23 protein-coding genes and 1 pseudogene are annotated in these 24,402 nt (G+C 69.7%); 14 read left to right on the top strand and 10 right to left on the bottom strand.

Annotated elements, in window-relative coordinates:
• Positions 1–206: 206 nt before the first annotated feature.
• The 3 genes from pstC to pstB all read left to right on the top strand — a co-directional run bounded on the left by pstC (position 207) and on the right by pstB (position 3,135).
• Entirely contained in the window at positions 207–1,226 is a 1,020-nt protein-coding gene (gene pstC, locus ACFWBB_RS32210; protein WP_385279365.1) for a phosphate ABC transporter permease subunit PstC, read from the top strand.
• Entirely contained in the window at positions 1,223–2,287 is a 1,065-nt protein-coding gene (pstA, locus tag ACFWBB_RS32205; protein ID WP_385279362.1) for a phosphate ABC transporter permease PstA, read from the top strand. The genes pstC and pstA overlap by 4 nt, the downstream gene beginning before the upstream one ends.
• 71 nt (positions 2,288–2,358) lie before the next feature.
• Positions 2,359–3,135 carry a phosphate ABC transporter ATP-binding protein PstB gene (pstB, locus tag ACFWBB_RS32200; protein WP_385279359.1) on the top strand — a complete coding sequence of 259 codons (777 nt, stop codon included), beginning with the start codon at positions 2,359–2,361 and terminating at the stop codon, positions 3,133–3,135.
• 311 nt (positions 3,136–3,446) lie between these two features.
• Here the strand turns inward: pstB and ACFWBB_RS32195 are convergent, their stop codons facing one another.
• Positions 3,447–4,445, bottom strand: coding sequence for an anion permease (locus ACFWBB_RS32195; protein WP_385279356.1), 999 nt, complete (start codon positions 4,443–4,445; stop codon positions 3,447–3,449).
• A 7-nt stretch (positions 4,446–4,452) separates the two neighbouring features.
• Entirely contained in the window at positions 4,453–5,073 is a 621-nt protein-coding gene (locus tag ACFWBB_RS32190) for a DUF47 domain-containing protein (protein WP_171398087.1), read from the bottom strand.
• A 231-nt stretch (positions 5,074–5,304) separates the two neighbouring features.
• Here ACFWBB_RS32190 and ACFWBB_RS32185 point away from each other — a divergent pair, with 231 nt between their 5' ends.
• Positions 5,305–5,664 carry a metal-sensitive transcriptional regulator gene (locus ACFWBB_RS32185; RefSeq protein WP_385279353.1) on the top strand — a complete coding sequence of 120 codons (360 nt, stop codon included), beginning with the start codon at positions 5,305–5,307 and terminating at the stop codon, positions 5,662–5,664.
• Here ACFWBB_RS32185 and ACFWBB_RS32180 read toward each other — a convergent pair.
• Positions 5,650–5,865: a hypothetical protein gene (locus ACFWBB_RS32180; RefSeq protein ID WP_385279352.1), complete on the bottom strand. Its 216-nt coding sequence runs from the start codon at positions 5,863–5,865 to the stop codon at positions 5,650–5,652. The two genes, ACFWBB_RS32185 and ACFWBB_RS32180, sit on opposite strands and share 15 nt — an antisense overlap.
• A 265-nt stretch (positions 5,866–6,130) precedes the next feature.
• Positions 6,131–6,964: a hypothetical protein gene (locus ACFWBB_RS32175; RefSeq protein ID WP_385279351.1), complete on the bottom strand. Its 834-nt coding sequence runs from the start codon at positions 6,962–6,964 to the stop codon at positions 6,131–6,133.
• Positions 6,965–7,107: 143 nt separating this feature from the next.
• Here ACFWBB_RS32175 and ACFWBB_RS32170 point away from each other — a divergent pair, with 143 nt between their 5' ends.
• Positions 7,108–7,278, top strand: a complete 171-nt coding sequence (locus ACFWBB_RS32170) for a hypothetical protein (RefSeq protein ID WP_385279350.1) — start codon at positions 7,108–7,110, stop codon at positions 7,276–7,278.
• Between the two features lie 109 nt (positions 7,279–7,387).
• Entirely contained in the window at positions 7,388–8,944 is a 1,557-nt protein-coding gene (locus ACFWBB_RS32165) for an FAD-binding oxidoreductase (RefSeq protein ID WP_385279348.1), read from the top strand.
• Positions 8,945–9,032: 88 nt separating this feature from the next.
• Here the strand turns inward: ACFWBB_RS32165 and ACFWBB_RS32160 are convergent, their stop codons facing one another.
• The 3 genes from ACFWBB_RS32160 to ACFWBB_RS32150 all read right to left on the bottom strand — a co-directional run bounded on the left by ACFWBB_RS32160 (position 9,033) and on the right by ACFWBB_RS32150 (position 12,084).
• The gene (locus ACFWBB_RS32160) at positions 9,033–9,743 is read right to left on the bottom strand and encodes a phosphatase PAP2 family protein (protein WP_385279346.1); all 711 of its coding nucleotides are present in this window, start codon (positions 9,741–9,743) and stop codon (positions 9,033–9,035) included.
• Between the two features lie 168 nt (positions 9,744–9,911).
• Entirely contained in the window at positions 9,912–10,919 is a 1,008-nt protein-coding gene (locus ACFWBB_RS32155; protein ID WP_385279423.1) for an NlpC/P60 family protein, read from the bottom strand.
• A gap of 418 nt (positions 10,920–11,337) precedes the next feature.
• Positions 11,338–12,084 (bottom strand): trypsin-like serine peptidase, encoded by a 747-nt coding sequence (locus ACFWBB_RS32150; protein WP_385279344.1) that lies wholly within the window; start codon positions 12,082–12,084, stop codon positions 11,338–11,340.
• A gap of 203 nt (positions 12,085–12,287) precedes the next feature.
• Between ACFWBB_RS32150 and ACFWBB_RS32145 the strand changes: the two genes are divergently transcribed.
• Complete coding sequence (locus ACFWBB_RS32145) at positions 12,288–12,542, top strand: DUF397 domain-containing protein (protein WP_385279342.1); 255 nt, start codon at positions 12,288–12,290, stop codon at positions 12,540–12,542.
• A gap of 62 nt (positions 12,543–12,604) precedes the next feature.
• Here the strand turns inward: ACFWBB_RS32145 and ACFWBB_RS32140 are convergent, their stop codons facing one another.
• Complete coding sequence (locus ACFWBB_RS32140; protein ID WP_328481100.1) at positions 12,605–12,775, bottom strand: hydrophobic protein; 171 nt, start codon at positions 12,773–12,775, stop codon at positions 12,605–12,607.
• Positions 12,776–12,895: 120 nt separating this feature from the next.
• A complete protein-coding gene (locus tag ACFWBB_RS32135) occupies positions 12,896–14,119 on the bottom strand; it encodes a phosphatidylserine/phosphatidylglycerophosphate/cardiolipin synthase family protein (RefSeq protein WP_385279340.1) in 1,224 nt (407 codons plus the stop codon).
• A 442-nt stretch (positions 14,120–14,561) separates the two neighbouring features.
• Here ACFWBB_RS32135 and ACFWBB_RS32130 point away from each other — a divergent pair.
• From ACFWBB_RS32130 to ACFWBB_RS32100, 7 genes and pseudogenes are all read left to right on the top strand, one after another.
• Positions 14,562–15,919: pseudogene (locus ACFWBB_RS32130) on the top strand (peptidase S8).
• A gap of 488 nt (positions 15,920–16,407) precedes the next feature.
• Entirely contained in the window at positions 16,408–16,716 is a 309-nt protein-coding gene (locus tag ACFWBB_RS32125; protein WP_003991275.1) for a hypothetical protein, read from the top strand.
• A gap of 201 nt (positions 16,717–16,917) precedes the next feature.
• A complete protein-coding gene (locus ACFWBB_RS32120; RefSeq protein WP_385279338.1) occupies positions 16,918–17,766 on the top strand; it encodes a hypothetical protein in 849 nt (282 codons plus the stop codon).
• Positions 17,756–19,102, top strand: coding sequence for a hypothetical protein (locus ACFWBB_RS32115; protein WP_385279336.1), 1,347 nt, complete (start codon positions 17,756–17,758; stop codon positions 19,100–19,102). The genes ACFWBB_RS32120 and ACFWBB_RS32115 overlap by 11 nt, the downstream gene beginning before the upstream one ends.
• Complete coding sequence (locus ACFWBB_RS32110) at positions 19,099–20,658, top strand: SCO6880 family protein (RefSeq protein WP_385279334.1); 1,560 nt, start codon at positions 19,099–19,101, stop codon at positions 20,656–20,658. Before ACFWBB_RS32115 ends, ACFWBB_RS32110 begins: the two co-directional genes overlap by 4 nt.
• Before the next feature lie 14 nt (positions 20,659–20,672).
• The gene (locus tag ACFWBB_RS32105) at positions 20,673–22,103 is read left to right on the top strand and encodes an ATP-binding protein (RefSeq protein WP_385279332.1); all 1,431 of its coding nucleotides are present in this window, start codon (positions 20,673–20,675) and stop codon (positions 22,101–22,103) included.
• A 19-nt stretch (positions 22,104–22,122) separates the two neighbouring features.
• On the top strand, positions 22,123–23,712 hold the full coding sequence (locus ACFWBB_RS32100; protein WP_385279330.1) for a type VI secretion protein: 1,590 nt from the start codon (positions 22,123–22,125) through the stop codon (positions 23,710–23,712).
• Here the strand turns inward: ACFWBB_RS32100 and ACFWBB_RS32095 are convergent.
• On the bottom strand, positions 23,701–24,264 hold the full coding sequence (locus tag ACFWBB_RS32095; protein WP_385279328.1) for a GNAT family N-acetyltransferase: 564 nt from the start codon (positions 24,262–24,264) through the stop codon (positions 23,701–23,703). The two genes, ACFWBB_RS32100 and ACFWBB_RS32095, sit on opposite strands and share 12 nt — an antisense overlap.
• Positions 24,265–24,402: the final 138 nt, after the last annotated feature.

Genomic DNA, 24,402 nt, shown 5'->3' with positions numbered 1-24,402 from the left:
CAACGCGCCGATCCCCGCCGCAATAATCACAATGGTCCCCACCCCCGTCGAGGGCTTTAGATTGTTCCTGGGTGGCGGTCGGGCGCGGGTTCCCACCGGGCCCGCACCGCACCCGTCCGGTGCACCGCCGCCAGGGGCCGTCCGCAAACCCGGCCCCACCCGAGCCGCCCCCACACCGCAGGCGGCTCCGCAGACCGGAGACCTCCATGGACATATCGACACAGAACAAAGACACGGACGACACCCCACCCCCCACGGCCCCGCCGCCCGTGACAGCGGAGCAGAAGCGCGCGGCCCGCGGCGCCACCCGACCCGGTGACCGGATCTTCCTCGGTCTCTCCCGCGGCTCGGGCATCTTCCTGTTGGTGATCATGGCCGCGATCGCGGTCTTCCTCACCTACCGTGCGACCCTTGCCATCAGCAAGGACGACGCCAACTTCCTGACCACGTTCGAGTGGAACACCGGCCTGGTCCCGCCGAAGTTCGGCATCGCGGTCCTCGCCTTCGGCACGGTGGTCTCCTCGATCATCGCGATGGTCATCGCGGTCCCGATCGCCGTCTCGATCGCCCTCTTCATCACCCACTACGCCCCGCGCCGGATGAGCAGTCCCGTCTCGTACGTGATCGACCTGCTCGCCGCCGTGCCGTCCATCGTGTACGGCCTCTGGGGCGCCCTGGTCCTCGTACCGCACATGAACGGTCTGTTCGGCTGGCTGAACGACTACCTGGGCTGGACCGGCGTCTTCTCCTGGGACGACGGCGCCCCGCGCTCGATGCTCACGGTGGGCATCCTGCTGGCCGTGATGATCCTGCCGGTCATCACCAACGTCAGCCGCGAGGTCTTCCGCCAGGTACCGCAGATGCACGAGGAGGCGGCCCTGGCGCTCGGCGCCACCCGCTGGGAGGTCATCCGCATGTCGGTGCTCCCCTTCGGCCGCTCCGGAGTCATCTCGGCCTCGATGCTGGGCCTCGGCCGCGCGCTGGGCGAGACGATGGCCGTGGCCACGGTCCTCTCCCCCGACTTCGACATCCACGCCAGCCTCCTCAACCCCGGTGGCGGCACCTTCGCCCAGAACATCGCCAGCAAGTTCAACGAGGCGACGGAGTTCGGCCGTGACGCGCTCATCGCCTCCGGTCTGGTCCTGTTCGTCATCACCCTGCTGGTCAACGGCGCGGCACGCATGATCATCGCCCGCCGCAGTGAGTACTCGGGGGCCAACGCATGAGCCACGCAGCAGCAGTAGCCGACAAGTCCCCGAACTCGCTCCACGCGGCCAGCCTGCCGAGGTGGTCCCCCTGGGCCATCGCGGGCGGTTCGCTCGTCCTCGCGATCGCCATCGGCCTCGCCGGCGGCCTGGACAACAAGGTCCAGTGGGGCCTGATCGCCGGTCTCCTCTTCGTCTTCGGCACCTTCGGCATCGCCGCGAAGGTGGAGGGCCGCCGCCAGGCGAAGGACCGGGTCGCGACCAGTCTGGTCTGGGTGGCGTTCGTCCTGGCCGTGGTCCCGCTGGTCTCCCTCCTCTGGACGACGATCCAGCGCGGCGTGAAGGTCCTCGACTTCTACTTCCTCACCCACTCCATGGGCGTGGTGGCGGACAGCGAGCCGGGCGGCGGCATCTACCACGCAATTCTCGGCAGCCTGGAGCAGGTGGGCCTGGCGACCGCGATCGGTGCCCCGGTCGGCATCCTGACGGCGATCTACCTGGTGGAGTACGGCCGCGGCGCCCTGGCGAAGTCGGTCACGTTCTTCGTGGACGTCATGACGGGCATCCCGTCGATCGTGGCGGGTCTGTTCATCCTCAGCCTGATGCTGATGTTCGACATGCAACCCTTCGGCTTCGCGGGCTCCCTCGCCCTGGCGATCCTGATGATGCCGGTCGTCGTACGCTCAACAGAGGAAATGCTGAAGCTGGTCCCGAACGAGCTGCGCGAGGCGTCGCTCGCCCTCGGCGTCCCGAAGTGGCGCACGATCCTGAAGGTGGTAGTCCCGACCTCGATCGGAGGCATCATCACGGGCGTGATGCTGGCGATCGCCCGTATCGCGGGCGAGACGGCGCCGGTCCTCCTCCTCGTCTTCGGTAACCCGTTCATCAACGCGAACCCCTTCGAGGGCGCGCAGGCGTCGCTCCCGCTGTACATCTACCAGCAGTACTCACAGAGTGCGGGTTCGACCGCGGCCTACGACCGAGCCTGGGCGGCGTCGCTCACGCTGATCGCCTTCGTGATGATCCTCAACCTGGTGGCCCGCGGCATCGCCCGCTGGAAGGCCCCGAAGACCGGTCGCTGAAGCAGCGATCCGCGGCTACAGGCTGCCGCACGGGACCCCCTCAGCGACTGACTGGAAGTGAAGTAGAGAAAATGGCGAAGCGAATCGACGTAAGCGGACTGACCGCCTACTACGGATCCCACAAGGCGATCGAGGACATCTCGATGACGGTCGAACCGCGCTCGGTGACGGCCTTCATCGGCCCCTCCGGCTGCGGCAAGTCGACGTTCCTGCGCACGCTGAACCGTATGCACGAGGTGACCTCGGGCGGCCGGGTCGAGGGCAAGGTACTCCTCGACGACGAGGACCTGTACGCGGCGGGTGTGGACCCCGTCTCGGTCCGCCGCGAGGTCGGCATGGTCTTCCAGCGCCCGAACCCGTTCCCCACCATGTCGATCTTCGACAACGTGGCGGCCGGCCTGCGCCTCAACGGCTCCTACAAGAAGAACGAACTGGCGGACGTCGTCGAGAAGTCCCTCCAGGGCGCGAACCTCTGGAACGAGGTCAAGGACCGCCTGAACAAGCCCGGCTCGGGCCTCTCGGGCGGCCAGCAGCAGCGGCTGTGCATCGCCCGCGCCATCGCGGTGGAGCCGAAGGTCCTGCTGATGGACGAGCCGTGCTCGGCCCTGGACCCCATCTCCACCCTGGCGATCGAGGACCTGATCGGCGAGCTCAAGGAACGCTTCACGATCGTCATCGTGACGCACAACATGCAGCAGGCCGCGCGCGTCTCGGACCGCACGGCCTTCTTCAACCTGTCGGCCGTCGGCCAGCCCGGCAAGCTCATCGAGATCGACGACACGGAACGGATCTTCTCCAACCCGTCGGTCCAGGCCACGGAGGACTACATCTCAGGCCGCTTCGGCTGAGCCGCACCCCCGAACCCCTCGCGGTGCTGCATGGCGGTGCCACCGCGAGGACGCAAAGGGCCCGCCCCTCGGCTCGGGGGGCGGGCCCACGCGTTTCGCCTCCGGCGGGGCGGACGGGGAGTGAAGCGAAGCCCCGGGACGCAGGGGGGCGAGGCCCCGGGACGCAGGAGGCGGAGCCCCGGCGGAGGCGCAGGAGGCGAAGCCCCGGTGCGCAGGGGCGAAGCCCCCGCCCGCCGGGGTCCGGGGCAGAGCCCCGTGCCGGGAACCCCCCTCCCCCACCGAATCGGGCGGGCAGACGGGCGGAAGCCCCCCTACAGAAACGCCAGGTCCACGATCCAGAACGCGCACGCCGCGACAAGCCCCGCCGCAGGCATCGTGATGAACCAGCCAAGGACGATGTTCTTGGCAACACCCCACCGCACGGCATTGATCCGCTTGGTCGCCCCGACACCCATGATCGCCGAGGTGATCACATGCGTGGTCGAGATCGGCGCCTTGAACAGAAACGCCGTGGTGAACATGATCGACGCCCCGGTCGTCTCCGCGGCGAACCCCTGCGGCGGATCAAGCTCGATGATCTTCCGCCCAAGGGTCCGCATGATCCGCCACCCACCCGCGTACGTCCCCAGCGAGAGCATCACCGCGCAAGCGATCTTCACCCACACCGGGATCGGATCGTCGGCCCCCTGTACATCGCCGATGACGAGGGCCATCACCACGATGCCCATCGTCTTCTGCGCGTCCTGAAGACCGTGCCCCAGCGCCATACCCGCGGCCGAGACGGTCTGGGCGATCCGGAAGCCCCGCTTGGCCTTGTGCGGATTGGCACGCCGGAATATCCACAGAATGGCCGTCATCACCAGATAACCGACGATGAGCCCCACCACCGGCGAGATGAACATCGGAATGACGACCTTGTCGAGCACGCCGGACCAGATGACCTCCGTACCACCGGCGAGCGCGGCGCCGACCATGCCGCCGAACAGCGCGTGCGAGGACGACGAAGGCAGCCCGAAGTACCAGGTGACGAGGTTCCAGACGATCGCCCCGATCAGCGCGGCGAAGAGGATCCCCATCCCCTTCGACCCGTCGGGCGTCTCGATCAGCCCCTTGCTGACGGTGTGCGCGACCCCGCTCCCGAGGAACGCGCCGGCGAGGTTCATCACCGCGGCCATGGCCAGCGCCGCCCGGGGCGTCAGCGCCCGGGTCGAGACGGACGTGGCGATGGCGTTCGCGGAGTCGTGAAAGCCGTTCGTGTAAGTGAATCCGAGCGCGACGCCAATGGTCACGATCAGAGCAAAGGTGTCCATGAAGGGCTCAGGACTCCTTGACCGCGATGGTCTCCACCGTGTTGGCCACGTGCTCGAAGGCGTCGGCGGCCTCCTCCAGCACATCCACGATCTGCTTCAGCTTGAGCACCTCGATGGCCTCGTACTTGCCGTTGAAGAGATGCGCGAGCAGCTTCCGGTGGATCTGGTCGGCCTGGTTCTCGAGCCGGTTGACCTCGATCCAGTACTCGGTGAGGTTCGCCATGGTCCGCAGGTTCGGCATGGCCTCGGCGGTCAGCTCCGCCGCCCGCGCCAGCACCTCGATCTGCTGCTCGACGCCCTTGGGCAGTTCCTCGACGTTGTAGAGGACGACCAGGTCGACGGCCTCCTCCATGAAGTCCATGATGTCGTCGAGCGAGGACGCGAGGTTGTAGATGTCCTCGCGGTCGAAGGGCGTGATGAACGAGGAGTTCAGCTGGTGGAAGATCGCATGCGTGGCGTCGTCACCTGCGTGTTCCGCGGCCCGCATACGCTCCGCGATCTCGGCCCGGCCGGCGGGGTCCGCCCCGAGCAGTTCCATCAGGAGTTTCGAGCCCGTGACGATGTTGTCCGCGGACGCGGCGAACATGTCGTAGAAGCTCGTCTCCCTGGGGGTCAGACGAAAGCGCACGTGGGGTCCTCAGGATGCATCGGTTTCGGTCAGGCTGATGCTAGGCGCATCATCCGGCCACGGCTAATGGGCCGTCCCCCAGTGTCGCTTATCGGGCAGAGCGACCGGGAGGGGGGCGACCGGCAGCGGGAAGACCGGCGAAAACCCCTGCTCGGGCCGTATACCCACCGAAGTTCGGTACGATATACCCAGTAGGGGTATACGTGTGGAGCCGGAGCGCTGGAGGACACGATGACGACCACAGAGGCCGGCGAGCCCGCAGCCGTCCCGACCGGTTCCACGACCGACCCGGAGCACGCGCCCGGGGCGGTTCACGGATACCACAAACAGAAGGACGAGCACCTCAAGCGCCTGCGCCGCATCGAGGGCCAGATCCGCGGTCTCCAGCGCATGGTCGACGAGGACACCTACTGCATCGACATACTCACCCAGGTGTCCGCCTCCACCAAGGCCCTGCAGTCGTTCGCGCTGCAACTCCTGGAGGAACACCTGCGGCACTGCGTCGCCGACGCGGCCCTCAGGGGCGGCGACGAGATCGACGCGAAGGTGGAAGAGGCGACGAAGGCCATCGGCCGTCTACTGCGCACCTGACCCGCCGCGGCCCGCACCCGGACCGGACCCCGGACCGGCTCCCCGCTCCTCCCCCACCCGCAGCACCAGGTCGATGCTCTCGAGACTGAGCCGTTCCTCCCCGGCCGCCGACGCGGCGATGATCAGCTCCCCGCACAACTCGATCTCGGCGAGGGCCACGTGGTCCTGAACTGCCGTACCGCCGCCCGGAGTCACGCGCATCACCTCGTCTCTGCCGTCACCGGCTTCCTAGAGTAGGGAGCGCCATACACCGCGCGCATGGCACGGACGGGCTAGTCCTTGTGCCGATCCTGTGGCCGAAAACGCTCGCCGCGGCCCGCACACCAGCCCGCCCGCGCCGCACACCGACCCGCCCGGCCCCCTGCCTCGCCCCGCCTCGACCCGCCCGATGCGCGCCCCGGCCGATCCACCGGCCCGCGTACCACCCCGCCCCGTCCCGCGCCCCGAAGCACTCGGCAGAGACGACTCACTCCTCCGCGATCCGCCCCGCGTAGATGTCCCGGGCGGCAGGCAGCCGCACCTCGACGGGCGTCCCGAAGTCGTACAGCAGGATCGTGGAGGCCACCGCGACAGCCTTCTTCCGCTGCCCGTTCACAAAGCTGAACCGGTGCCGGACCTTACGGATGCGCCCCTGGTCGTCGAGGTAGACGTCGAACGGCACCCGTGCCGTGGCGAACCCTTTCGCCGCCGCCCGCAGCGAATCCCGCCCGCCCGCCGACGCGTCCCGCGCGGCCACGGCCAGATCGGCGGTCCCGCGGTAGTGCCGCACCGCCGTCCCCGCCACCTCGGTCCTCCCCACGTACGTCGCCGTACGCGTCCCCCGCAGCACCTCGGCGGCGGCGAACGGATCCGTGGCCCCGCCGGTCACGAGGTTCCCGTCGGACAGGGCCGCCGTCTCCACCCGCACCCACTTGTCGTCCGGCACCCCGTCCCGGTTCTTCATGAACAGGGCCCCGGGCGCGAGGAGTTCGGTGATGGGGCGGTGCTCACTGGCCCCGGCCGGATCCTGCGGCAGCAGCACCTTCAGCTCCCCGAGCTGCTTGCGGTAGTCGTACGCGCCCTGGCCCCGGATGGTCACCCGGGTCCCGCCGGTCGCCATCTCCATCGACGTGCGCGCCTTCGACGTACCCGCCTCGACGAGGGTGTCGGCGGCCCGGCGCAACGTCTCGACGGGATCGGCCGCCCGGCCGTCCTGCGCGGCGGCCCCGCCACCGGAACACCCGCCGGCACCCGCGCAGACCCCAGCCACGAGCCCCCAAAGGACCACCGCACCCATCAGCCCGCGCCGCCGCTCCGCCATGGACTGTGCACCCCCCACCGGTACGTCCGTCACGGGACCCCTGTCGTTCCGGTTAACGACGGGTAAGTGCCCCCGTCACGCTGAGCCGTAGGTCTGCGACCGCCATACGGGTTCCCTTGCCGAACCTGGGTAACGTTGTCCTTGTGACGCAGCAGGACGGCTCGGCCCATCCCCGCACCGACGGGGAACACAGCACCACGACCGTCGAACAGGGCAGGTTCTGCCTCGCCCGCTGCACCTGCGGCTGGCGCGGCCCGGCCCGCAGGGCGAGAAGCATGGCGAGAACGGACGGGGAGCGCCACACCCGCGGCTGACCGGCTGACGTCACCGTTCCGTCACCGCCGGCGCCCGCCGGAACCCGTGGTCCCATGACCCCGTCTCGCTCCATGAAGCCGACAGGCGTTCGAGGGAAGGCGCAAGAACATGGAACGGCGTACGTTCATCGCGGGCGGCACGGCCGCGGTCGCGGCGGCAGCGGCCGCGTGCAAGGCCAACGGCAGCGGTGCGGGCGCCGCCGCCTCGGCCACCGGGGACACCACGACGACCCCGCTGACCACGACCAGCGTCGCCGCCCCCGCCAACTGGGCAGCGCTGGCCCGCGACCTGGACGGCACCCTGGTCCGCCCCGGCGAGGCCTCCTGGGCCGCGGCCCGCCAGCTCTACAACACCCGCTTCGACAGCCTCAAGCCGGCGGCGGTGGCCTACGTCGCCCACGCCGACGACATCCGCACCGTGCTGGCGTACGCCCGCGCCCACAAGATCAAGGCCGCGATCCGCAACGGCGGCCATTCCTACGGCGGCTGGTCCTCGGGCGACGGCCGGCTGATCGTCGACGTCTCCAAGCTGAACCGGATCCGGGCGAGCGGCACCTCGGCGGTGGTCGGCGCGGGCTCGAAGCTGATCGACGTCTACCGTGCGCTCGCCGCGAAGGGCGTGACGATCCCGGCGGGCTCCTGCCCCACGGTCGGTGTCTCCGGCCTGGTCCTCGGCGGCGGCCACGGCGTCGTCTCCCGCGCCTACGGCCTGACCTGCGACAGCCTCACCCGGGCCACGATCATCACCGCGGACGGCAAGCAGCTCACCGCCGACGCGACGACGAACAAGGACCTGTTCTGGGCCCTGCGCGGGGCCGGCAACGGCAACTTCGGCATCGTCACGGAACTGGAGTTCAGGACCCACCCCGCGCCCCAGGCGGTGACGGGCTACCTCACCTGGCCCTGGTCGAAAGCGGCCGCGGTGGTGAAGGCCTGGCAGGAGTGGGGCCCGTCCCAGCCCGACGAGATCTGGTCCTCGCTGCACGTGGCGAACGCGACAGGCGGCACCCCCACCATCTCCGTCGCCGCGTTCTGCATCGGCACGTACGGCCAGCTCCAGAACGCGGTGGACCGGCTGGCGGACCGCGTGGGCGCCCCCGCGTCGAACGTCTCCCTGCGGCGCCGTACGTACGAGGCGGCCATGGAGATCTACGCCGGCTGCTCGTCCTTCACCTCCGACGCCCAGTGCCACCTGCCGGGCTCGACACCGGGCCGCTCCCCGCAGGGCGCGCTGGGCCGGGAGACATACGCGGCCCGCTCGGACTTCTTCGACGTCTCGCTCTCGGCGGCGGGCATCCAGACCCTGCTGAAGCAGATGAAGTCGGTCCAGGGCGGCTCGGGCAGCATCGCGCTGACGGCGCTCGGCGGCGCGGTGAACCGCGTGTCCCCCACGGCCACGGCGTTCGTCCACCGCCGCTCACGCATGCTGGCGCAGTACATCGCGTCCTGGCGGGCCGGCACCACGGGGACGGCGGCCCAGTCCTGGCTGAACACGGCTCACATGGCGATGACCCCGTACGCCTCGGGCGCGGCCTACCAGAACTACGCGGACCCGACCCTCACCAACTGGCGCAAGGCGTACTACGGCGCCGCGCTCCCGCGCCTGACCCAGCTGAAGAGGCAGTACGACCCCAACGGCTTCTTCAGCTACCCCCAGGCCCTCTGAAACACCTTCAGGCCCCGTGCGGCACCGACGGACCCCACGCTTCCCGCGCATGACGCGGATCCCGTGGGGCCCGGCCGGGCGGCAGGGCCTACGCGGCGAGGTCCCGTTCCTCGGCGGCGATCTCGGTGCGCGCGCCGGTCACGAAGCCGTCCCGCTCCCCGGCCCGGGCGGCCCGGCCGCGCACGAGCCACCCCGCGCGCGGCGACCGGTCGACGGCCTTCAGCACGGGGGTGAGCAGCATGGAGGCGATGGGCGACAGCAGCAGCGCCACGGCGGTCCCGAGCGCGAACCCGCCGACGACGTCCGTCGGATAGTGCACACCCATGTAGATCCGGCAGAACCCCTCGAGCAGGGCGATCCCTATCCCGACGAGCCCGAATCTGCGGTTGGTGATGAACAGCCCGACGGCCATGGCCATCGTGAGGGTGGCGTGGTCGCTCACGAAGGAGTAGTCCGTCTTGCCGGAGACGAGCACGTCAAGACCCTGGTGGTCGAGGAAGGGCCGGGGCCGCTCCACGAAGCCCCGTATGGGCACGTTCACCAGGACGGCGACCCCGGCGGCGAGCGGCGCCCAGATCAGAGCGGCGATCGAGGACGCGGCCTCCTCGGCCCCGCCGGGCCGGCGCCGGACCCCCCACCAGCACCACACGACGAGCAGCACCATGGCGAGCAGCAACCCGTACTCGCCCACGAACCCGACGATCCGGTCGAGCCAGTGCGGTGCGTCCTCGGCCAGCCCGTTGATGTCATAGAGCAGGTCGACGTCGGGGTTCGACCCGGATTCGGCGAGTCCAGCCATGGTGCTGCGGCCCCTTCGTCGTGTTCTGCTCGGCACACCTCACATGCGCCCGCTCCAACAGGAACGCACGGCCCCGGTTGATACGTTCCACTCTCCACTGAATGATCACTCAGACGTTATCGAAGAGAGACAGATCCCCGCAGCTCAGAGGCCAGGTGCGAGCGGTCTTCACACGGTCGTGGGGAGTGCTTTCGCGCCATCTTCGGTGACGCGGGTCGCCCCGAAGTACTCGGCCGTGTCGATGGGGTCGAACCGGATGACGGCCCCCGTGTAGGGCGCGTCGATCATGTATCCGCCCCCCACGTAGATCCCCACGTGGTGGATGGCCCGCGAGTTGTTCAGGTCGGTGGAGAAGAACACCAGATCCCCCGGCAGCAACTCGCTGCGCTTCGGATGCGGCCCCGCGTTGTACTGGTCGTTGGCGACCCGGGGCAGCGTGATCCCGACGCTCTCGTACGAGGCCTTGGTCAACCCGGAGCAGTCGAACCGTCCGCCCTGGTCAGCCGTGCCGTTGCCACCCCAGAGATAAGGCGTGCCGAGCTTCTTCTGGGCGTAGTAGATGGCCCCCGCGGCCTGCTTGGACGGATCCACCCGGCTGACGGGCGCGGCGAAGGACTCCTCCAGAGTCGTGATGATCTTCACGTAGTTCCGGGTCTCCGTGTACGGCGGTACGCCCCCGTACTTGATGACCGCGTAGGCCCCCGCGTTGTACGAGGCGAGCATGTTCTCCGTGATGTCCCCGGGAACGTCCTTCACGTACGAGGCGAGCTGGCAGTCGTACGACGCGGCCGACGGAATCGCGTCATTCGGGTCCCAGACGTCGCGGTCGCCGTCGCCGTCGCCGTCGATGCCGTGCGTGGCCCAGGTGCCCGGGATGAACTGCGCTATCCCCTGCGCGGCGGCGGCGCTCTGCGCCCTCGGGTTGAACCCGCTCTCCTGGTAGAGCTGGGCGGCGAGCAGCGCGGGATTGATGGCGGGGCACAGATTGCCCCACTTCTGCACGAGCGTCCGGTAGGCGGCGGGCACGGCGCCCTTGGCCAGCGCCTTGCCGGCTCCGCCCACCCCGCCCGTGACGTTCCCGCCGACGAGGTACACCCCGATGACGAGCGCCATCATGAAGGCGGCAACGGCACTGACGGCAGCGGCCGCACCGATCCATGCCTTACGCACCGTCAACCGCCCCTCGCCGCCCAGGAGTCCGCCCCCGACAGTGTAGAGGCGGCCCCCGCCCTCCGGGGTGATCACGAACAAGGCGAAACCGCACGTGGCGACCCTGTACCCCGCCCGGAGCCCGCGATACCCCGACTCGCCGTTTCCGCAAGGGGGTTACGCGCCGAACAGGGCATCTCATCCGGTCAGGACAGCACGTCAGGAGACCGTGAGGTCCAGGCCTCCAGGACCGCGGTGGTGCCGTCGGCGCCGACGCGTAGCGCCCACGTGCGGAACCGGCACGTCGGCCGGGCGGGGCCGGGCGGTGACCACGCCGGCCACGGGGTAGGGGTTCCAGTTCCCACCGGCTCCGACCGGCGCCCGTCGCCGACCGCCCGACATCCCTACGAGTCACCGTCGCGACGCGTCAGAGCCGGCCGTGCCCCTAGGAGTCGGAGGCAGCGTCCCGGTACAGTTCGGCGGCCTCCGAGCCCAGGATCACGCTGTACGAGATGTCGGCCGTCGCCCCGCCCTGCTCGTGCCCGCCGAGGACGCCGACCACCTCCCCGTACCCGTTCACCCAGGGGCTGCCGCTGGTCCCCCCGGTGAAGTCGGGGCAGTCGACGCGCTGCTGGGTGGAGTTGTGGGCGGTGGGCCGGTTCGTGCAGCGGATCGGCACCTCGAGGGAGTCGGGATAGCCGGTGACCGTAACGGCGGTCGCCCCGGTGGTCGTACGGGTCACGAACCGGTTGCCGCCGACGACGTCCTCGACGCCCTTGCCGCCCCGCTCGCCGACGACGGCGAACGCCACGTCACTGTCCTCGTCCTGCCCCTTCGCCCACCCGTCGGGCAGGAAGACCCGCTCGACCCGCCAGCTCCCGTGGGGGGCCTTGCCGTCCCGGTAGCCGGGGGCGAAGACGAGCTCACCCGTCCCGCTGAGGCAGTGCGCGGCGGTGGCGATGAGGTCGTGGTGCGGGCTGTGCACCACGGAGGCGGTACAGAAGTGCTCGCCGGCCAGTCGTCCGGCGTCGGCATCACCGGCGGTGAGCAGCGCGCCGACCCGCGCGGACTGCGCCGTCGCCGCGGCGACGGCCGTCACCCCGAGGGGGCCGGGCCCACCGTCGGCAGCCGCTTCGGAGGCGGAGGTGACGGCCAGCAGGACGACCGCACCGAGCAGGGCGTTTCGCTTCATCGGGTTCACTGTGTCCCACGAAGGTGAGAGAAACGTCAGACGCGTGCTTTCACGTACGACGCTACCCGCACTCCGCTCACACCACCCTTCGACTCTTCGCACGGTGCGCGGATACCCCCCGGCTCGGCGCATACGCCCGCGCCGGACGCCTCCCCCGGTTGTAAGGTGGCGGCCCCCCAGGGTTACGAAGAAGGACACTCCCCGTGGCTGACATTCCCCCCGACCTCACCTGGACCCGCGCCGCCCCGCCGGACGCGACCGGCCCCGGCCCCTGGATCGAGATCGCCTTCGGCGAGGGGGACGACGGCGAGGCCCCGGTCCACCTGCGCGAGACCAGCGATCCGGAGAACGTCGTCACCACCAACCGCCGGAAATGGGAAGCGTTCGTTCTGGGCGTACAGGCCGGCGAGTTCGACCATTTCGTCGAGGGTGCGCTGGAAAGCGACCTGGACGATTGACGCGGCAATACCGAAGGGCCCCGTCGGCAATGGCCGACGGGGCCCTTCGAGCCGGTTTTCCTTTACCAGCGGTACCAGCGGCCCTTGCGGCCGCCATGCCCGGCGGGCCGCGCCACAAAGCCGACCAGCCAGACCACCAGCACGATGACAGCGAGCCACCACAGTGCCTTGAGAGCGAAACCGGCGCCGAAAAGGATGAGCGCGAGAAGAAGAACAAGAAGCAGGGGAACCATGATTATCAACCTCCGCTGACTCATGTGCCCCGCGAAATCCCCTTCACGCCCACAAATCTTCGATGCATGTTCTCGAAATGCCGGGGAATACGGGTGGCCCGCAGATCCGGGACACCGGCGTCACAGGAAACGGCGAATGGGTATGACGGCGGCCTCTCGCGCCCGCTGAAGCGCTGAGCGCCGCTTCCAGCGTCCCTCCCGGATCAACTCCGCGGCCTTCAGGTCCTCGTCGAAGTGGCCGTCGAGCGTGGCCGTGAACTCCTGGTCCAGCACGGCGAGCATGATCTCCTCGTCATGGTCGAGGGAGCGGCGGTTGAAGTTGGTCGACCCCACCAGCGCGGCGACCCCGTCGACCGTGATGACCTTGGCGTGCATCATCGTCGGCTGGTACTGGTAGATCTTCACGCCGCAGGCGGTGAGGTCCTCGTAGTAGTGCTGGCCGGCCAGCTGGCAGACCCGTTTGTCGGTGTGCGGGCCGGGCAGCAGGATCTCCACCTCCACGCCCCGCTGAGCAGTGGCGCACAACAGTTCGATGAAGAAGGCGTCCGGCGAGAAGTAGGCGGTGGCCAGCCGGAAACGTTCCTCGGCCGACTCCAGCATCACCCGGATCAGGGTCTGCATGTCCTGCCAGCCGAAGCTCGCCGACCCGCGCACCACCTGCACCACCGCGCCGCCCTCCGGGCGGTGCGGGACGAACCGGTCGCAGTCGTCGAAGAGCTCCTCGTGGCACTCGGCCCAGTTCTGCGCGAAGGCGGCGGCGATACCGTCCACGGCCGGTCCTCGGACCTCCACGTGGGTGTCACGCCACTCGCGCTCGTTGCGGGCGTTTCCGCACCACTCCTCGGCGATACCCACCCCGCCGGTGAAGGCCGTCTGCTCGTCCACGACGAGGACCTTGCGATGGCAGCGGTGGTTCTGCTTGAACGGCGAGAGGGTCAGGGGTCTGCGGAACCAGGCCACCTGCACACCGGCCCGCTCCATCTCCTCCAGCAGGTCCTTCTCGATCAGCCGGCTGCCGAACCCGTCCAGCAGCAGCCGCACCCGCACCCCCGACCGGGCCCGGTCGGCCAGCGCCCGCGCGAACTCGCGGGCGATGTCCCCCCGCCAGTACACGAACGTCATCATGTCCACGGTGTGCTCGGCGGACCGGATGCGCGCCAGCATCGCCGGGAAGATCTCGTCCCCGTTGCGCAGCGCGGTGAGCGTGTTGCCCTCGGTCGCGGCGATGCCGATCAGCCGCTCGAGGCGACGGCGTATCCGCATCACGCGCTCCTGGACCAACGCCGGTGCCGGCGCGTCGGTGCCGTGGTCGGTCGGCTCGGTCCGGTCCTGCGTACTGGTCATGGCGTCACCCGGCCGGCGCTCACAGAAGACAAAGAGCCGCGTGACCCGGTCCGGCGCGGGACGCGGCGAGAGGACTTTACCTCCGCCCCACAATCAGCCCGGCGCGGGCGGGACCGACCGCACGGCGGCCCCCAGGGGCCGGTCGGATGCGGCGTCCCGATCACGGCCGGGACGGGGGCGGAGCGGGGCCCGATGCGGGGTCGCGAAGCAGCCGAGGTCAAGTTCCGGCCATCGCCGCACCATCCGCCCGCCATTGATCAGCAATCCCCGAACCCCCTTCAGTAAGGCGGAAGTCAGGATTCCACCACCCGTCTTGTTGTCGCGTACTCAACAAGGGAACAGTCGTCGGCGGGCCGCCGCCCGCCACCGGGGACCACGTACCGGTGGCACGCATCACCCCCCACCCGCACCGCCCCTGTCAACCGTCTTCAGGAGCTGTCCGTTGCGTACGACGACTTCCCCCACCTCCCCCGCCATATCCGGCAGATGGCGCCGCACAGCCGCCTCGGCCCTCGGCACCGCGCCCTCGTGCTCGCCGGACTCGGCACCGCGGCCCACGCGAGCGCGGCACCCGCGACCACCACCCCCACCGCCTCCGCCTCCGCCTCCGCCTCCGCCAAGGTCACCTGGGCGGCCACCCCCTGCGCCACTCCCAAGCACAAGGGTGATCTGGCCTGCAACTCCTTCCGCGTGACCGGCGGCACCACGGCCTTCCAGAAGGAACGCGCCGCCGAGACCGGCAAGACCGCCAAGGTCACGCCGAAGGCCGCAGCCGCCGACCCCACCGGCTACGGCCCCACCGACCTCCAGGACGCCTACGGCCTGACCGACGCAGCCTCGGCCGACGGCTCCGGTGAGACCATCGCCATCGTCGACGCCTACGACGACCCGAACGCCGCAGCGGACCTCGCCAAGTACCGCACCTACTACGGCCTCCCCGCCTGCACGGTCGCCAACGGCTGCTTCAAGAAGGTGAGCCAGACCGGCTCCACCACCTCCCTCCCCACCGCCGACAGCGGCTGGGCCGAGGAGGAGTCCCTCGACCTCGACATGGCGAGCGCGGTCTGCCCGAACTGCAACATCCTGCTCGTCGAGGCCACCTCCTCGTCCATGGCCAACCTCGGCAAGGCCGTGAACGAGGCCGTGACACTGGGCGCGAAGTTCGTCTCCAACAGCTACGGCGGCTCCGAGTCCTCCTCGGACACGTCGTACGACACCTCGTACTTCAAGCACGCAGGCGTCGCCATCACCGTCAGCGCGGGCGACGAGGGCTACGGCGCCGAATACCCGGCCGCCTCCAAGTACGTGACGTCCGTCGGCGGCACCGCCCTGTCCACGTCCTCCACGACCCGCGGCTGGACCGAGAAGGTCTGGAACACCAGTTCCACCGAGGGCACCGGCTCCGGCTGCTCCGCCTACGACGCGAAGCCGACCTGGCAGACCGACACCGGCTGCTCCAAGCGCACCATCTCCGACGTCTCGGCCGTGGCCGACCCGGCGACCGGCGTCTCCGTCTACGACTCCTACGGCGTCACCGCCGGCTGGTACACCTTCGGCGGCACCAGCGCCTCCGCGCCGATCATCGCCGCGGTCTACGCCCTCGCCGGCGCCCCGGGCAGCAGCGACTACCCAGCCTCCTACCCCTACGCGGCCTCCGGCACCTCCGCCCTGAACGACGTCACCAGCGGCAGCAACGGCACCTGCTCCTCCAGTGCCGCCTACCTCTGCACCGCCAAGTCGGGCTACGACGGCCCCACCGGCCTCGGCACCCCGCAGGGCACGGACGCCTTCACCGGCTGACCCACCCTCACCGGCTGACCCGCAGTCACCGGGAAACGACAGCACAGCCGCTCAACCACACAGCCACACAGCCACACAGCCACACAGCCACACAGCCACAACAGAACAGCCACAGTGGGCCGTGGGGGCCACACGTGGTGAAAGGACGAACGGGCCTCGGCATCCAGCCGTGGCCCGTTCGCCATGCCCGGTGTGCGCCACGTCATGAGAACATCGAAACGTACGCTCACCCGACCAGCCGTCAGAAACGGCACGGGGCCGTGAAGTGGGCCAACGACGGAACCACACCACAGGTTCCGCTCCAAGCCTCATTGCCCGGCGTGACCTGCCGTGATACACAGAGTGACCATACGAGCCATTCGTACGAATCCCGTCCGGCAAAGGCGCCAAGTCGACATACGACGGCGACTTCGTCGGCGAGAATGAGGCGTGACCTCTGCACACCCGCAGGGGAACCGCGGAACTACCCACCAGGGGCGGTGACTTACATGCTGTTTGCGGCCGACAAGGGCGATATCAACACCATCATCGGCGGGATCGCTCCGGACTGGGGGCCCTTCGGCAGCCTGGGCAACGAGGCCAAGGTGATGATCGAGGTCGTGATGGCGGTCGCCATCCTCCTCTGCCTCGGCATCGCCATCTGGGGCGCGGCCAAGCAGCGCATCGGCGCGACCGCCCTACGGGACACCTTCAGTGCGGAACAGGGCAAGGGCCTCATCATCGCCGGCCTCACGGGCGTCTTCATCATCGGCTCCCTCGGGACACTGTTCACGATCGTGTACGGCATGGCCGTGTAGCCGCGGCCTCCGCACCACCCCCAGTCCCGTCCGGGCACGCCCGGCCCACAATCCCCACCCACCTGTCGTGCCCACCGGCTGAGGTTGCGTTTCCCTGATGTCCCTGATGTCGAGTCACCACACCGCGCCCGCGCGGGAACCAGCACGGCTACCGTCGTACTTGTACACGTCCCGGTACAGCAGCGAGGGGGCCTACGCGGCATGACTCCCGGCGACGAACACGACTACGGCGAATCCGCGCGCTCCGACGATGGTCACGGGTACGGCCGGACCCGCCTCCGCCTGCCCGAGAACGACCCCTACGGCGGCGCCCGCAGAGGCGGCCGTTCGTCCTCGCGGAGCCTGGTCACGGTGGTCGGCGTCGTCGTCGTCCTCATCGCGGCGATCGCCTTCGCGAACCGCGGAGGAGACGATTCCTCTTCCACCTCGGCCAACGGCCCGACCGCCGACAAGCCGGACGCGACCAGCACGGCGGCCACCGGCACAAAGCCGGTCCAGTCGAAGACGGGCGGGGTCCCCTCGGGGTTCGCGCACACCCAGCAGGGTGCCCAGTCGGCCGCTGCCAACTACGCGGTGGCACTCGGCTCGACCGGGATGTTCCGGACGGACAGCCGGCACGCTCTCGTCGGCACCGTCTACACCACCGCGGCCGCAGCCAAGCTGCAGGGCGCGCTGGACCAGGCCTACTCGACCGGCTTCCTCGCGAAGATGGGCCTCGACGCCGACGCCAACGCCCCGCAGGGCGACACCTTCGTCTCGCGGGTGGTGCCCGTGGGCACGACGCCCCTGGCCTACTCCACCGCCACCGCCAAGATCGCCGTCTGGTACCTGGGCCTCATCGGCATGTCGGGGACGAGCTCGACCGACCCCGTCACCTCGTCGTGGAAGACCTGGAGCTTCGACCTCCAGTGGACCGACGGCGACTGGAAGATCGTCAGCGACCAGCAGAAGGACGGCCCCGCCCCGGTTCCCGGCGACGCCCAGGCCGCCACCTCCGACGAGATCAGCAAGGCCATCGAGGAGTACGGAGGGTTCACGTATGCCCGCTAACCCGCGCCGCCTGCTCACGCTCGCCGGAGCCGTGACGGCCGTCCAGACTTCGGCCGTCCTGCTGGCCACCCGCGCCTTCGCGGCCCCGACCCCCGACCCGTCACCCTCCCCGTCACCCTCCCCGTCCGGCAGCCTGGACTGCAGCCTCATCCCCGGTGAGGCCAAGAAGTACTGCGAGAGAGGCAACGCGGGTTCCGGCACCACCACCAATCCCGGCGTCTCCGACACCCTCGACCCCCTCTCCTCCCTCGCCAAGGGCTGCGCAGACGCCGCCGCCTGGACGATCGACAAGCTCAGCGAGGCCGTGAAGGACACGGCGAACGTCGACTTCACCAACGAGCGGTTCCTCAAGCAGTACGCCGTCGTCTTCGCGGCCTCGACCGTCCTGACGCTCCTGCTGTGGCTGCTGGCCGTCGCCAAGCGGGCGGTGCGCGGAGTCCCCCTCACCACCGCCATCGGCGAAGCCGTCGGCTTCCTCTGGCTGACCGTCCTGGCCTCCGCCTTCACCCCCCTCATCCTCTACACGGTGGTATCCGCCACGGACGGCATCACCGACGTCCTCGCCAAGACCACCGGCAACCAGACCGACACGTTCTTCGGCACCTTCTCCGCGGCGCTCGCCAAGGGCGAGAACATCGGCGGCGGCCCGATCATGCTGATCGTCGTGTCCCTGGTGTCGATCCTCGCGGCCGGGGTGCTGTGGCTGGAGCTCGTCATCAGGGCCGCTCTCCTCTACGTGGGCGCCCTGCTCGGCACCGTCGTCTACGCGGGCCTGGTCGACAAGAACCTGTGGAGCCACGTCCGCCGCTGGGCCGGCATCATGATCGCCGTCATCCTGGTCAAGCCGGTCATCGTGATAGTGCTCGGCCTCGCGGGCGCGCTGTCCTCCGCCGACGGCCCGAACGCCTTCTCCGCCGTCGTCTCCGGCCTCTCCATCATCCTGCTCGCCATCTTCGCCAGCGCGATGATCTACCGCTTCGTCCCCGGCTTCGGCGACGAGATCGCGGGCTCCCGGAACAACCGCATCATGCAGGGCGCCGAAGGCAAGGCGGCGGCCGTCATCAGCTCCCCGGCGACCCTCGTCGCGCAGGGCATCAAGACGCACAGCACCCGTGCGGACAACAACGGCGGCGGCCAGTCCGGGTCCTCCGGCGCCCGCCCCTCCAACCCCGCCTCCGGCGGAGTCGCCGCACACAGCTCGCGCACCTCGAACGGGGGCGGCGGATCTGTCCCCTCGGCCGCACCCGCCCCCCGCACGAGCAGCCCGGTCAACACCCCGCACGCGAGCAACACCCGCAACAGCAGCAACAACCGCACGGGAGGTGAAGGGCGTTGACGACCGAATCCCACGTGTCCCACGCGATCACGCCCCGCCGTACATATCTGATCGGCCGCGCCCGGCCGAACGCGATCGTCGGCCGCAACCGCGAGACCGGCGAGATCGCGCTCATCGTCGTCGGCGCGTTCCTCGGCATGATGTGCGGCCTCCTCGTCCCCGTCCTCGCCCTGCGGATCGTGCTGCTGAGCGGCTTCCCGATGATCGCGCTCGCCGCCGTCTACGTGCCGTACAAGCACCGCACGTTCTACAAGTGGTTCGAGATCAACCGCAGCTACAAGCGCACCCTCCGCCAGGGCACGGCCTACCGCTCGACCGTCATGGAGGCGGGCACCCGGATCGACGGCCAGGAGATCGAGATCGGCCCGCCCCCGGGCATCGGCCGCATCAACTGGCTCGCCGCCCCCTTCGGCCCCGACGAGATCGCCGTACTCCTGCACGCCGACCGCCGCACGGTGACGGCCGCCATCGAGATCGAGGGCCCGGGCGTCGGCCTGCGCGACAGCGAGGACCAGGAGGCCCTGGTCGACCGCTTCGGCACGCTCCTCAAGCACGTCGCCAACGGCGACGGCTTCGTCACCCGTCTCCAGATGCTCGCCCGCACCCTCCCCGCCGACCCCGACGCCCACGCCAAGGACGTCGCCGTCCGCGGGGACGAGAAGTCCCCCGACTGGCTGGCCCGCTCCTACGACCAGCTCCAGTCCATGGTGTCCACGAGCAGCGAGCAGCACCGCGCCTACCTCGTCGCCTGTATGCACTTCACCCGTGAACTGGCCGCCGAGGCCCACGCCATGGCCCGCGCAGCCCGCCCCCGGTCGGGCCGCAAACTGGACCGCGACGCGGGCCTGGCGGTGGTCATGGCCCGCGAGCTGACGGACATCTGCTCCCGTCTCCAGGAGGCGGACATCCGCGTCCGCCAGCCCCTGGGCCAGGGCCGCCTGTCCTCCCTCGTCCACTCCATGTACGACCCGGACCACCCCATCGACCACATCCAGGCGATGACGAAGCGCAACGCCTGGCCGGCCGAGCTGGACGCCATGGAGCCGACGTACCTCCAGGCCAAGACCCGCGAGTCGTCCACCCGGGCCCCCTGGTGTCACGCCACGGCCTGGGTGAAGGAGTGGCCGATGACCCCGGTGGGCGTCAACTTCCTGGCACCGCTCCTCGTCCACACCCCGGACGTCATCCGCACCGTCGCCGTGACCATGGACCTCGAACCCACCGAGGTCGCCATCGAACGCATGCTGACGGAGAAGACCAACGACGACGCCGAGGCGAGCCGGGCCGCCAAGATGAACCGCACCGTCGACCCACGTGACGTGGCGGCCCACTCCCGCCTCGACCAGCGCGGCGAGGACCTGGCGTCCGGCGCGGCCGGCGTGAACCTGGTCGGCTACATCACCGTCTCCTCCCGCAACCCCGAGGCCCTCGCCCGCGACAAACGGACGATAAGGGCGTCGGCCGGCAAGTCGTACCTGAAGCTGGAGTGGTGCGACCGAGAGCACCACCGGGCGTTCGTGAACACCCTCCCGTTCGCCACCGGAATCCGAAGGTAGGGGCTGATGAGCTGATGCGGGATCCGCTGTCCGTCCTCACGGACACCTTCACCTCCTTCCTCTTCGGCAAGATCGAGACGACCCGGCTGCCGGTACGCACCTCCACGGGCCAGGCCCAGGCGGTCTACCTGCCCACGGCCGCTCCCGGCCTCGGCGACTCCGGCGTCATCATCGGCCGCGAGGTCTACTCCGGGAAGGGCTACATCTACGACCCCTTCCAGCTGTACGGCCAGCAGCTTCCCGCCCCGCACTGGCTGGTCCTCGGCGAGTCCGGAAACGGCAAGTCGGCGCTCGAGAAGACCTACGTCCTGCGCCAGCTGCGCTTCCGCGACCGCCAGGTCGTCGTCCTGGACGCACAGGGCGAGGACGGCGTCGGCGAATGGAACCTCATCGCCCAGGCGCTGGGAATAACCCCTATCCGCCTGGACCCGACAGCCGCCCTGGACCACGGCATCCGCCTCAACCCCCTGGACCCGTCGATCACGACGACCGGCCAGCTAGCGCTGCTGCGCACCATCATCGAGGTGGCGATGGGCCACGGCCTGGACGAACGCGCCGGCTTCGCGCTCAAGGTCGCCCACGCCTACGTCAACGAGACGATCGTCGAACGCCAGCCGGTCCTGACCGACATCGTCGAACAGTTGCGCCACCCCGAACCTGAGTCGGCCGAGGCGATGAACGTCGCCATAGACGACGTACGAGCCTGGGGCCTGGACGTGGCACTGGTCCTGGACCGCCTCGTCGACGGTGACCTCAGGGGCATGTTCGACGGCCCCACGACGGTCGGCATCGACCTGGACGCCCCGCTGATCGTGTTCGACCTGTCCCACATCGACCGCAACTCGATCGCCATGCCGATCCTGATGGCGATCGTCGGGGTCTGGCTGGAACACACCTGGATCCGCCCCGACCGGAAGAAGCGCATCTTCCTGGTCGAGGAGGCCTGGCACATCATCAACAGCCCGTTCGTGGCCCAGCTGTTCCAGCGGCTGCTGAAGTTCGGCCGCCGCCTCGGCCTGTCGTTCGTGGCGGTCGTCCACCACCTGTCCGACGTGGTCGACGGAGCGGCGGCGAAGGAGGCGGCGGCGATCCTGAAGATGGCGTCGACCCGCACGATCTACGCCCAGAAGGCGGACGAGGCGAGGGCGACGGGCCGGGTCATCGGCCTACCGAGGTGGGCGGTGGAAATCATCCCCACCCTCACCCCGGGCATCGCCGTCTGGGACGTCAACGGCAATGTGCAGGTGGTGAAACACCTGATCACCGAGACGGAACGGCCACTCGTCTTCACCGACCGGGCGATGACGGAATCCTCCACCGACCGCACCATGTCCGACGACGACGCACTGCTCGCCGCCGAACTGGAACAGGAACGACGAGCGGCGGCCTTCATGGAACAGCACCTGGCCGACTTGGACGGCTCGTCCGAGTCGACGGTGGCGTAGCGCGGGTGAGGGAGCCGTCATGAGACCGGGAGACGAGCAGCGCGGCGGCGGTTCGGGCCCCAGCCAGGGAGGCATCCCGGACGGGCTGCTGGTCGGCATACTCGCCTTCCTGCTCGGCATGACCCTCCTGGTCTGGACGGCGACAGGCCTGGCGGCCCTCTTCGCCCACGGCTCCTGGCCCACTGGCGTCACCTTCACCCGCACCCCGCTGGCCATGCGCCACCTCATCGCCCGGCCCCACGACATCCCCGGCGCCTGGCCCGACGCGGAGACGGCGGACCTCTCGGGGTACGGACTGTTCTGGGGCCTGCTGATCGGCCAGCTGATGATCCTGCTCGTCCTCACGGTGTTCGTGATGGGCACCTTCGTCCGCTGGCGAGCGGTACGGGCAAGGAAACGCGCGGGCATGGCACCGGCCCCCCGTCAGGAAACCCCGGCGCCACCGGCCCACCACGAGGTCCCGACCCAGCGGGGCGAGACCGGCCCGAGCCAGACGACCGAGCCGGTCGCCCCGCCGCCGGCCCAGCACCTCCAGCCGGAGCACCAGCAGCCGACGGAGCCCCCACAACCGGCAGCGGCCCCGCAGCACTCCTCCCCCTCGCCCCAGCCCCAGCCCGCGACATCCGCCGCTCTGCTTCCGGATATCGCAGGCGAACGGGGGGCCGGCTGGGAAGCCAACCGTTTCGAAGGCGCGGTGCACTACGCCCCGCCGGAAATCCGCTTCGTGACCGCGGCCCAAGCCATCCGGGACGCAGCAGGCCCCGCCCTCATCGTCACCTCCAGCCCCGCCCTCTGGCAGGAGACCAAGGACGCCAGAGCCAAACTGGGCCCGGTCCACCTCTACGACCCCGCCCACCTCTGCGACACCCCGGCCCGCCTCCACTGGTCCCCCACCTCAGGCTGCGAGGACAAGCAGACCGCGGCCTCGCGCGCGGCAGCGCTCCTCACCCCCGTCCGCCCCACCTCCCGGCTCGACCAGGCGGTCAGCGACACCGCCGAGACCCTCCTGCGCAGCTACCTCCACGCGGCGGCCATCGACGGACGCACCATCCGGCACGTCCACCGCTGGTCCCAGGGCACCGGCATCCATGAAGCGGTCCGCACCCTGCGCACCAACCCCAAGGCGGCCCCGGGCGCGGCCGGCGAACTGGAAGCCGCCCTCACCGCCCACCCCGAACGCCGGGACATCGCCCAGGAACTGACCACCCGTGCCCTCTCCGCTCTCTCCACGGTGAACATCCGCGAGGCCTGCACTCCCAACCGAAATGACGCCCTCGCCTTGGATTCCTTCGTGGACGAAGGGGGAACTCTCTATGTGCTCGGTGATTCCATCGAGGACCCCAGGACCGGTCCCGGCGCGATGCCGCTCCTGACGGCCCTCGTCTCCAGCGTGGTCGAGCGCGGCCGGCGCATGGCCGAACGGTCCTCCTCCGGTCGCCTCGACCCACCAATGTCCCTGGTGCTCGACGATGTGGCGGCCGTGGCGCCGGTCCCCCAGCTCCCGGACCTCCTGGCCACCGGAACGGACCGCGGCCTGCCCACCCTGGCCCTGCTCCGCTCCCGCGAACAGGCCAAGGCCCGCTGGCCACACCACGAACTACCGGTCTGACCCTCCAGGACGCTCGAGAACGAACTCGTACTCGTTCTCCTCGCCCTCCTCCCCCAACGGCACGGTCCGCCCGGTCGGCATGAACCCCGCCTTGCGATAGGCGCCCTGCGCCCGCAGGTTCCTCTCGTGGACGATGAGCCGCACCCGCTCGAGCCCCAGCCCCCAGGCCCAGTCCACGGCAGCTTCGAGAAGCTCACCCGTCATCCCGCTTCCCCGCCACTCCTTCCGCACGAAGACGCCGACGACGTGCCCTTGTCGACGCTCCACGGGGAAACCGGCCCAGTCGACGCTGCCCGCCTCCTCCACGAGTACGGTGACCGTCCCGGCCCACTGCCCGTCCTCCGCCTCGGCAACGAACTGGCGCGCACCGCCGGCCCCCTCGGAGGCGCCCACGGCCCGCTCCTGCCAGAAGGAGTCGGGCCGCTCCGCAGCCGCCTCATAGGTCTCCACAAAGGCGAGCGGCGCCGCTGGATCCTGGAGTGCGAGCAACCGCAGTGCCTTGACCGAGGCCCACTCCTCGGCCCGAACAACCCGAACCACGTACGTGTACATGTAAAGCACAGTAACGCCTGAGTACTGGCGCGGGAACCTCTGTAAACGCAGAAAACCCCCGCACCATAAGGTGCGGGGGTCTCCCGTAATATTTGTTCGGCGGTGTCCTACTCTCCCACAGGGTCCCCCCTGCAGTAC

The organism is Streptomyces sp. NPDC060000 (assembly GCF_042737375.1).
Lineage (GTDB): Bacteria > Actinomycetota > Actinomycetes > Streptomycetales > Streptomycetaceae > Streptomyces.
This window is presented reverse-complemented; position numbering and strand designations above follow the sequence as displayed.